Source organism: Streptomyces sp. SM10, assembly GCF_002910915.1.
Classification (GTDB): domain Bacteria; phylum Actinomycetota; class Actinomycetes; order Streptomycetales; family Streptomycetaceae; genus Streptomyces.
In genome coordinates, this window is the sequence record NZ_NEUF01000067.1 from 22,022 (window position 1) to 31,345 (window position 9,324).

A 9,324-nucleotide genomic window follows, 5' to 3' on the forward strand; every position below is an offset into this window, starting at 1 on the left:
GCGAGGAGGGGCTCCAGCAGAGTCATCAACGCTCTTGAGGGCTGCGCGTTCTCTCCGCACACGGGGTAATGCGGGGCGTCAGGTCTCGACGTTGATGCCGTAATCGGCGGCCAGGCCTGCGAGGCCGGTCTCGTAGCCCTGCCCGACTGCGCGAACCTTCCAGCCGGTCCTACGGCGATAGAGCTCCACCACGATGGTGACGGTCTCACCCGAGGAGAAGGGGTCCGGCGCGAAGGACAGCGGGGCTCCGGACGGCTGGGTGATGCCTGCTTGCCAGAAGGTGTACTGGTCGAACACTGCTGTGGGCTGTGCCTCGATGTCGATGCTGACGATGACGGCGATCGCTGCGATGTCGTCAGGGATGGAGCCCAGATCTGCGGTGACGGTGTCCCCGCCGACGCGGACCCCGTCGTGGCTGGGGTGGTTGTAGAAGACGAGGTCGTCGTCGTTGCGCACCTTGCCGTTGCGGCTCAGGAGGACAGCGGACACGTCAACGGGTGCGCCTGCGGCAGCGATGCGGATCGTGGTCGGCTCGGTGTGCAGGGCTGCGTTGGCTCCCTTCACCAGCAGGCGCGGCGTGCCGCCTTCCCCGGCGGGAGGCGCAGGGGCGGCGGGGGAGCGGGGTGCGGCCGGAGACGGGCCGGGGCGGGTGAGCGCGGCGAGAACGTGCTGGAGGATGGGCCAGCCTTCGGCTTCCTGACCTGGCCACGGCCAGGTCAGCCGCTGGGCGCCGAACTCCTTGGTGGTGGGCGGCCGCCCTAGTGCTTCCTGCAGCTGGAGGTAGCGCAGGCTCTCGGTGGCCAGACGGCTGAGCTGCCACTGCCGTTGGGTTACCTCCGGGCTGTTCACCCAGGTGTCGTGGTCGACAGGCTTGCCGCCCAGCTCTTGGTACACCCGGTGGGCGAAGTCGTAGCCGTCTTCAGTCAGCAGGCGGGTGGGCCGCTGTTGTTGGGAGGGGGCCGGTTCGCCGATGGCGGTGTAGAGCGCTCCCAGGTCGCCGCCTGTCCAGTGGTTGGCTGCCGTGGTGGCAAACCGGGCGAACTGGGGCAGCGTGGGGGGACGCCCCTTGGCGGCGACGATGCGGTGGTGCTGGTGGGCGACCTCCTCCAGCGCGGAGCGCCAGCGGTGCTGCAGATAGATGTCGAGATGCTGCTCGGCCCAGGCGCGCCGGTGCCAGGTGATGATGTCTCGTACTCGCTCGAAGCCCTCCCGGCGGGTGCCGTGACTCATGCTGGAGATGAAGGTCACCTGCCCGTACGGGGTGTCGACCGTACTGTCCTTGCTGTCGGGGATCTCTTCCTCCGGCCCCAGGAGCTGTTCGGCGGCTTGCAGTTCGCGGAAGAAGGTGGCGTCGACCGGGCATCCGGCCGCGCGCAGAGCGGCCAGCGGCCTGCTGTAGTAGCGGTCTACACGGTCCAAGGTGGTGCGGGAGTAGGGGCCTTCGCACACGAACCAGGCGGTCAGGCCCACGCCGTGCCAGAACTCGGCCGCGGGACCGAGGGCTTCGGCCATGGTCTGGTGCGGGCGCGGGTTGCTGACGATGCTGCCGGGATACCGCGGGAGCGTCACCGTCTCCCACAGCCGCCCCACCCGTTCGAGGACATCGGCGGGCAGACGCTGCCGATACAACTGGGGGGTCAGCCCCTGCTCGGTCCGGTTCAGACTCATCAGATCCTGATCGACCAGCCCCCACAACGACGGCATTCCCCGTGACTGGCTGGCATGCGCATGGTCGAAGCCCGCCCACCAGCCGCGCAGGGCCGCAGCCCGCTCCTCCACTGGAGACAGAGAACTGCCGCCGCCGAGGAAGGCCGCGAGCATCGCATGGACCTCGTCCTCCGCGATGCCCGCCTCGGCCGCCATGCCGGCCGTCTGCGTGGCCATGCCGACGTACAGACGCGGCTCGGGCAGAGCGGTGATGATCTCCTCATCCGGGTGAGGGGGAGCCCGAAGGTAATCCAGCACAGCCAGCCAGTCACCCCCGAAGTACGCGGAGACGACCGGCTGCAGCTCTTTGGTGAGCACCCGGCGCGCCAGGGCTGTTCCCATCCTGGCCTTCTTGGCGAAACCAGCCATCAGCCCTTGCAACCGCTGGATCCGGTGACGTGCGGCAAGCTGCACGAGGTCGGCGGCGGCAAGGGTGTCCAGCAAACGAAGGCGGGCCTGCTGCTGTCCCGCACGGTCCAGCTGGTGCCAGCCGCCGCCGAAGCGGAAGGCTTCCAGCGCGCTCTCGTCGATGCCCAGCAGCCGGTAACGCTCCTCGATGAGTGTCCAGAACCGCTGCTGTTCTGTGCGAGGGAAGATCTCTCCTGCCGCCCGCAGCCGGATGGGCTGAAGCAGTGTCTCGAACAGCGGCACCAGCAGCGCCCACAGCAACACCGTGTCCCAGTCCTCCACAGCGGTGAGGCGGGCGGTGTCATCGGCGGCCAGCGTCAGAGCGTGGCCAGGGCGTTCCCGCAGCAGATACGGCAGATTGACTGCCCCTGCCTTGACCGAGAGTTTCTGGGGCAGGTACCACGCCCCAAGCCGCTGCTGCTCCTGGACCCCGAAGGCGTTGGCGCAGAAGACTTCCTCTTCCCGGGTGAGGGCCGTCACCTTGGCGGTGTCCGGCGTGTGGCGTCCTCGGCCGGGGACGACGGTGGCCACCGGCCGTCCGGCGAGCCCTGCGGCCAGCAGTCTGGCCGCCAGGGCGTCGATGTCGGCGAACCGTTGCTGCTGCCCGGCCGCCCGCTCCAGGGCGAGCGCCTGCTCGGGACCACATTCCACGGCCGGCTGCCACCAGCGTGTCGGGTCACTGGCCACCGGTCAGCCTCCGCATGTACTCGACGAACTGCTCAAACGGCACCGGCGCAGCGGTGTTCTGCGCATAGACGGCGTAGCGCTGGGCCATCAGCTGCATCTCCCGCTCCGTCCTTCGGGCCTCCACACGGTCCAGCTCGTGCACCACGCGCTGCTCGACGCGTCCCCGCTCGTACAGCACGAACGCGTCCACCCCGCCCAGACCCCCACCGGCCCCCTCCGCGGCGCCGCCGGGGCCGGGGAGATCCCCTTCCATGGTGGTGGCGTCGATCAGCGGGACATCCAGGAGCACAGCGGGATCCATGTCGTTGTCCGCGCACATGGCCTCCAGATGCTCCTCCAGGCCGAGTTCGGCATGGCAGACCACGTCCAGGTACTGCTGGTCGGCAGCCACCGCGGTCTGGCGCAGGACGCGGACACCGCGGCCGACGAACTGGTAGAACTCGCCGAAGCTGCCATAGGGGCGCAGCGGCACGACCACGGTGATGGGCGGGAAGTCGTAGCCCTGGCCGAGCATCCGCAGCTGCACGATGCCCTGCAGATCCCCGGCGTCGGACTCGAAGCGCCGCCGGGTGGAGGCGATCGCGGAGGCGGGCATGCTGTGGTGCAGCGTGGCACTGGGGATCCCGTACTCCTCGGCGATCCGCGCGATCTGTTCAGCATGCGCCTGGCCCATCGCTGCGAACAGCGCCCTCGGCTTGACGGGCGCCAGCAGCTTGGCCTGCGCATCCAGACACGCCCGCGTCACGGCCATCACCTGGCGGATCGGCGCCTCGGACTGTGCGGTGATGCGTGCCATCTTCTGCTCGTCGCCCAGCGTGGCCAGCAAAGCATCACGGCCCACGATCTGCTCGCGCCGCCCGTCCGGCCACACCGCCTCATACACCGTCGACGCCACCTCGGGGGCGAACCGGTGCACCCGCAGGTTCTTCGCGGATCCGTCCGCGACGGAGTCGACCAGCCGGTAGCGGTAGACGACATCGGCGTCGATCGCCTTGCCGTCCAAACGCTGGAAGCACGCCGACATCAGCAGTGTGCGCGCACCCTGGAAGTGGGCGAACAGCCGCTGGTAGGAGGCGCTGGCCGCGATGTGCGCCTCGTCGACAACGATGAAGTCGATGTCGCCCGGCTCCAGCTTGGCCAGCAGGTCTCCGTCACTGTCACCCGTGCCCAGCGCATGGAAGTTGGTGACCAGGATGTCCGCGTCCAGAAGACGCTCACGGCTGACCTGGCTGATCTGCCCGTCGTCTGCGTCCAGGACGAGCGTGGCCGGCGGAGGGGCACCGGGCAGCAGCGGCCCGCCCGCCAGCCCATACAGGACGTTGCCCGGCATCCCCGCATCGAGGGCCTTGGCGAAGGTGCCGCGGATAACCGAGCCCGGGGTCACCACCAGCGCCCGCCGTCGGCTGAACGACAACGCGGCCGCTACCCCCAAGGCCGTCTTGCCCGACCCCACCGCCATCACCGCAGCCGCATGCCGGCCGCCGGAGGCGTAGTAGTTCGCCAACGCGGCCAATGCCTCGTCCTGGCACGCCCGCAACGGCGCCCGGTCCACCCTGGCCCGTACACCGGCGAAGTACGCCCCGCCTGAAGGCAGTTCGGCACAGCCGGGCGGATCGGCCGCCCGCATCGGATCGCCGGCCATGTCCGGGATCTCGATGCACGGCACGGCAGTCACCAGCGGCGCCAGGAGCGGATCCTGCCGCAGCATCGCCTGCAACTGGGCCACACAGCGCGCGGTGTCCGCCCGCACCGCATCGTAGGAGAACCGCAGCACCGTCAGGCCCGTGGCGGCCAGATCGTTCTGCCGCAGCCGGTCGTAGGTGAACGCGGCCCGGTCACTGTGGAAGGCGAACCCGTCGAGCTCGACGGCCAACTGCAGCGTCTCACCCGCGATCAGGTAGTCCAGCCGGTAAGTGCGCTCGTTGACGGTGACCGGGTGCTGACTGTGCACCCGCGCAACGATCGACGCGTCCACGGCCGGCGTGAGCACCCACCGCAAGAACGCCTCCTCCAAGTAGGAGGCAGCTGGGATCAGTCGCTCCAGACCCGCACTCATGACGATCCACCCTGTGCCGCAGCCTCGGCAACCAGCGCCTGGGCTTTCTCCGACAGCCGGGCCGCCACATCCTCGCCCTGCCCGAAACGGGCCAACCGCCGCGCCAGCTCAAGTGCTTCCGTGAAGGCGCCCTCGCGCTCCAGCAGGCCGATCAACCGTGGCACCGAGGACACCCGCACAAACGCCGCCGGAGCATCAGTGGTGTCGAAGGACACCGAGTGCGGGGTTGCTTCCATCAACTCCAAGTCCAGCAGGGCGAACACCTCAAGCGCGGCGAGGGCCCCAGGCTCCGCACGACGTGTACTCCACAGCCGATCGACCGCGCTCTGCAGAACAAAGTGGTAGTCCCTGGCCGAGCCCGGAAGCTCCAGCGCCTCCCAGACACGGGCGATCAGCTCAGCGCCGCGCGCGTCTAACGGCACATGCCGGCTGGCCGGTGTCGCAGACGTACTCCCCTCGGCGGTCGGCCACATCGGCGAGCCGTACGACTCGTCCGGACGAACCCCTGCGCCCGGCAGCGCCTCCCGCATGACACCCGGGCTCCCGGCAAAGGCAAGGCCAGGGACAGCCGCCATGCGCTCAAACCACGCCCCCACGTTCCCCCTTCACACAAAGAGGCCTGCACCCTCACCTACAGCGAAGTCGCCCCACCCGCCCCCTGCGGTACTTCATTGTCGCAGCCACACACTCTCTGCACCCCGAAAGCGGATATGTACTCCGCTCTCCGTCACCCACCCCGGCGGGCTGCTGCCAGCCAAAGAACGGGAACCAGACGCCCTTGTTGCCCACTCGACCTCGTGTCCTGAGTCGGGAATTTCGCTTCACACGCCTCTCGGCCAGCTGCACCAGGGACGGTGCAGGCCCTGGACGGGTTCGGGTTAACCCGATTTTCCAGGTGGTCTGAGCAGGGACGAACGACGTACCTGCGTTTCACGACGGTGAACACGTCAGCCTGAACGGGCGCCGATCAGACTGGCCTTGAGAGCGTCGGCGAGGGAACCTTGAGGCATCGACGGCGGGATACGCCTCGCACCAATCCCTTCCCGAATCACCCGGGTTGGGCGCCTCACCCCTACCTTCCTGGAGATGCTCATGTCCGCCCTTCCCCTGCCCGCTGCCAGCCCCGAGCCGCCGGCGTTCTGCGCCAGCCACCTCCCCGCCCGCACCCAGCCGAGTCGGCTGGGCATCCCCGAGGTCGTGGTCATCGTCGTGGTCGTCCTGGCATCGGCCGGACTGGCCGCCGGCAACCGGCCCGTCCCGGCCGCGCTGGTCGTGGTGGCCGCCGCAGTGGCCGACCTGATCACCGGCCGCCGCTCCAGCGACGTCGCCAAGCCCTTCCGCCGCCGCAGCCGGTGACGATGGGCCGCCCCACCAAACCCGTCGCCGTCGGCACCAGCCCCCGACTGCGGGCCCTGGCCGCCTACCTGCGCCAGCTCAAGGACGAGACCCGTACCACCTACGCCACCCTGTCCGAGCGCACCGGCCCACCGAACACGCCCGGGTACCGCGGAGCCTCCACCCTCAGCCAGGCCGCCCGCGGCACCCACCTGCCCCCGCTCGAGACCGTCCTCGCCTACGCCCGCGCTGCCGGCGACCCCGGCAGCCACTCCACGCAGCGGCGGGAAGCGACAGCCCTGAGCCTGTGGAAGGCAGCTGCGATCGAGAAAGCCCGCCCGCACTTGACCGGCCGCGGCCGACGCACCCGGCAGGTCCGCACCCCCGCCTCCCTGGGCCAGGAACTGACGCGGCTGCGCCTGCGGGCCGGCCAGCCCTCTTACAGCGCCATCGAGAAGGCGACCAAGGCCGACGGGCACCGTGTACCGCGTTCGACAGCCCACCTGATCCTCAACGGGAAGGTCCTGCCCAGCCGAGAGCAGCTGTCCGCGCTCCTGAAAGCCTTCGACGTGAGCGTCGTGGACGCCGCCCAGTGGCACGCGGTCCTCGACCGCATCGAGGACCGCCGGCAACCGCCCGAGCTGCCCCGGCGAGGCAGAGGGTACGCGTGCGCGGACGCCGACCCGGCCGTGCAGGAGTACCTCGAACGCCGCGAGCGCGACGAGGAGATCAAGCGCCGTACCGGGCAGATCCATCCGGACGAGACGTACGAGGACTACGAGGAACGGATGCGCGAGAGGGTGTTCCAGCAGCAGACCTCGGACGACTGGCTGTACGAGGATTACGACGAACCCGAGGGCGACGACGAGCCGGAGGACGAGGCCCAGAGGCAAGCGCGGGCCGCTGAGCAGGCCGCCTTCCGAGCCCAGTTGAAGGCCTTGGTAGAGCGCGCCACCCCCACGGGGCAGGTTGCCGATCACGCCTGACAGCTCTACCGGCCTACCGTCTTCCGCCCATCGCCACCCATCCTCCCGGGCAGGATCGGGCGTGATCACCCGCGACTCCCACCCCGACGTTACATAACTCCGGCCAATATTATGTACCGTCAGCTAGACTAGGTGGCAGCGTTACATTTTTGGCGGTCTGGTCGTTCCGCACCTGCTGGCGGCCGCTGCCGAGCCGACTGCCCGACCTTCCCCTCACAAACCGCTTGCCGCTTCTGCTCTTGGAGTCCCCGGGTGTCTTCCTCGCGTTCATCCCACACCGCCGGTGAGGCGTCTTTCGACGCTGCCGTGCCGGACAACCCCGCCCGCACTGCCCCGCCTGCAGCCTCAACGGAGCCGTCCGACCAGGCTCCGAGCTGGGCGGGCAACTGGCCCCTGAGTTTCCCAACACCTCCCACCCCGTCCGCAGCGGCCAAGACAGCCTCCGAAGACGCCGGCCGCCGACACGGCGAGGACAGCCAACCCGAGTCAGTTGAGGGCCCGTTGACCAAGCCGGGAACAACCTCCACCGCCCCTGACGTGGAAACACCACACTCCCTGCCGCGCACCGGCCCGGCGACCCTGCACGAGGCCCGCAGCACACTCAAGCAGATGATCAACGCCGCCATCGAAGGGCACCCCACACCCCTGACGCGCGGCCCGCACCATGCACTGCTTACCACCCCCGCCCACGCAACCGAACTGGGCTGGGACCTCACCCAAGCCCCAACCCATAGCTTCGCGGGCGCCCGCAAAACGCTGGGGGACCTGATCCAGTACGGCGCGGAGGGCCACCCCCAGGTGCTGTGCCGCCACAAGACCCCCGTCGCCGTACTGCTCGCCGCAGCCGCGGACGGCACCCTCGCCTCGCCCGCACCTCAAGCCGAGCCCGCACCCGACACAGCAGCTCCGGCTGCAACAGCAGCCCCGGACTCCACCACAACACCCCCTGAGGGCCAGCAAGCGGTCCAGAACCCCCTTCCGGAAGCCGCCAGAGACCTCGCACCCGTGCCGACAACTACCCCTGCCGAAGCGGCCGCTGCACCCACCACGCCCTCGGAACCACATCCGGAACCGGCGCCAGCAGCCCAAGACACGCCTGCGCCTGCCAGTACACCCCCCGCCTCACCCGGCACCATCCCGGCCCCACCGACCATCCCCACCGGCTCGCCAGCCGCTACCGCTCCAACCCCCGCCACCCCCACACCCGGCCCTCTGGCACTCCAGCACCCGGTCACACCGCCGACCGCCCTCCCTGTACCCCCCTCGGCCCCACCCGAGCAGGGCCCGCCGGCCCCCACTCCCGCGACGCCCAGTACCGGCTACGAGACCGCCATCCCGGCCAGCGGCCCACCAGCCATCACTGCGCCGCGCACTCCGCGACGGCTGGCCGCACTCGCGCAAGCCCTGGACACCGTCCTCCCGACCACCGTCCCCACCGGTGAAACCACCACACCCACACCCCTGATGGGCCTGTCGACCGGCATCCGCACCCTGGACGACGCCCTCGGCGGCCTCCAGCCCGGCCGCTTCTATCTCGTCGCCGCCGCCCCAGGCGCCGGGTCCAGCCTGATCGCCACTGCCGCCGCACGCACCAGCGCCCTCGACCAGCACCAACCCGTCCTGTACGCCGCCTCCGGACTCACCCGCGCCGACATCGCCGCACGCATCGTCGCCGCGCACCTGCCCGTCGACTACCGCCGCCTGCGAGCCGGCCGCCTCACCCCCACCGAGCAGGACGACACCGCAGCCATCCACCACCACCTGGCCCAAGCCCCGCTGTACATCGACGACGGCACCGACCTGACCACCGACGCGGTCGCCGAGAGCGTCCCGGACCTGCCTGGTCTGGCCCTCATCGTGGTCGACCGACTCCAGACCACCGAAGACCCCCGACTGCCGCTGTCCGGCCCTGCCCAGATCACCGACGCCGCTCAGGCCCTCGCCCACCTAGCCCGCACCCACGAGCTCCCCGTCCTTGCCGCCGTCGACACCGACGACCCCCACCTGATTGCCGCGCTCAGCCTCGACATCACCGTCACCCTGGCCCGCGACGCCGACCAGATCCACGCCACCATCACCGAACGCGACCTCGGCCCGCAGGCCACCCTCACCCTCCACGCCGACCTCGCCCACGCCCGCATCACT

Annotated in this window: 6 protein-coding genes; 3 read left to right on the forward strand and 3 right to left on the reverse strand. The window is 70.0% G+C overall.

The features are described 5' to 3' along the window. Positions 1–78: 78 nt before the first annotated feature. The 3 genes from B9S57_RS08890 to B9S57_RS08900 are packed head-to-tail and all read right to left on the reverse strand — an operon-like array spanning position 79 to position 5,388. A complete protein-coding gene (locus B9S57_RS08890; RefSeq protein ID WP_103514988.1) occupies positions 79–2,802 on the reverse strand; it encodes a TerD family protein in 2,724 nt (907 codons plus the stop codon). Beyond that, positions 2,792–4,858 (reverse strand): DEAD/DEAH box helicase family protein, encoded by a 2,067-nt coding sequence (locus B9S57_RS08895; protein ID WP_103514989.1) that lies wholly within the window; start codon positions 4,856–4,858, stop codon positions 2,792–2,794. Before B9S57_RS08895 ends, B9S57_RS08890 begins: the two co-directional genes overlap by 11 nt. Beyond that, positions 4,855–5,388, reverse strand: a complete 534-nt coding sequence (locus B9S57_RS08900) for a hypothetical protein (protein ID WP_258036310.1) — start codon at positions 5,386–5,388, stop codon at positions 4,855–4,857. Before B9S57_RS08900 ends, B9S57_RS08895 begins: the two co-directional genes overlap by 4 nt. Before the next feature lie 562 nt (positions 5,389–5,950). On the opposite strand from B9S57_RS08900, the gene B9S57_RS08905 reads away from it, so the two are divergent. The 3 genes from B9S57_RS08905 to B9S57_RS08915 form a co-directional block, all read left to right on the forward strand. Continuing rightward, on the forward strand, positions 5,951–6,214 hold the full coding sequence (locus B9S57_RS08905; RefSeq protein WP_103514991.1) for a hypothetical protein: 264 nt from the start codon (positions 5,951–5,953) through the stop codon (positions 6,212–6,214). Between the two features lie 2 nt (positions 6,215–6,216). Further along, positions 6,217–7,179, forward strand: a complete 963-nt coding sequence (locus tag B9S57_RS08910) for a helix-turn-helix transcriptional regulator (protein WP_103514992.1) — start codon at positions 6,217–6,219, stop codon at positions 7,177–7,179. Positions 7,180–8,643: 1,464 nt separating this feature from the next. Next, positions 8,644–9,324, forward strand: a 681-nt coding sequence (locus B9S57_RS08915) for a DnaB-like helicase C-terminal domain-containing protein (protein WP_181011278.1), incomplete at its 3' end; no start/stop codon positions are given.

What these genes read in the sequence shown, in the direction of transcription:
- B9S57_RS08900 (WP_258036310.1), bottom strand. Translation starts at nt 5,388, where the DNA reads ATGCGGGAGGCGCTGCCGGGCGCAGGGGTTCGTCCGGACGAGTCGTAC.
- B9S57_RS08910 (WP_103514992.1), top strand. Translation starts at nt 6,217, where the DNA reads ATGGGCCGCCCCACCAAACCCGTCGCCGTCGGCACCAGCCCCCGACTG.
- B9S57_RS08895 (WP_103514989.1), bottom strand. Translation starts at nt 4,858, where the DNA reads ATGAGTGCGGGTCTGGAGCGACTGATCCCAGCTGCCTCCTACTTGGAG.
- B9S57_RS08905 (WP_103514991.1), top strand. Translation starts at nt 5,951, where the DNA reads ATGTCCGCCCTTCCCCTGCCCGCTGCCAGCCCCGAGCCGCCGGCGTTC.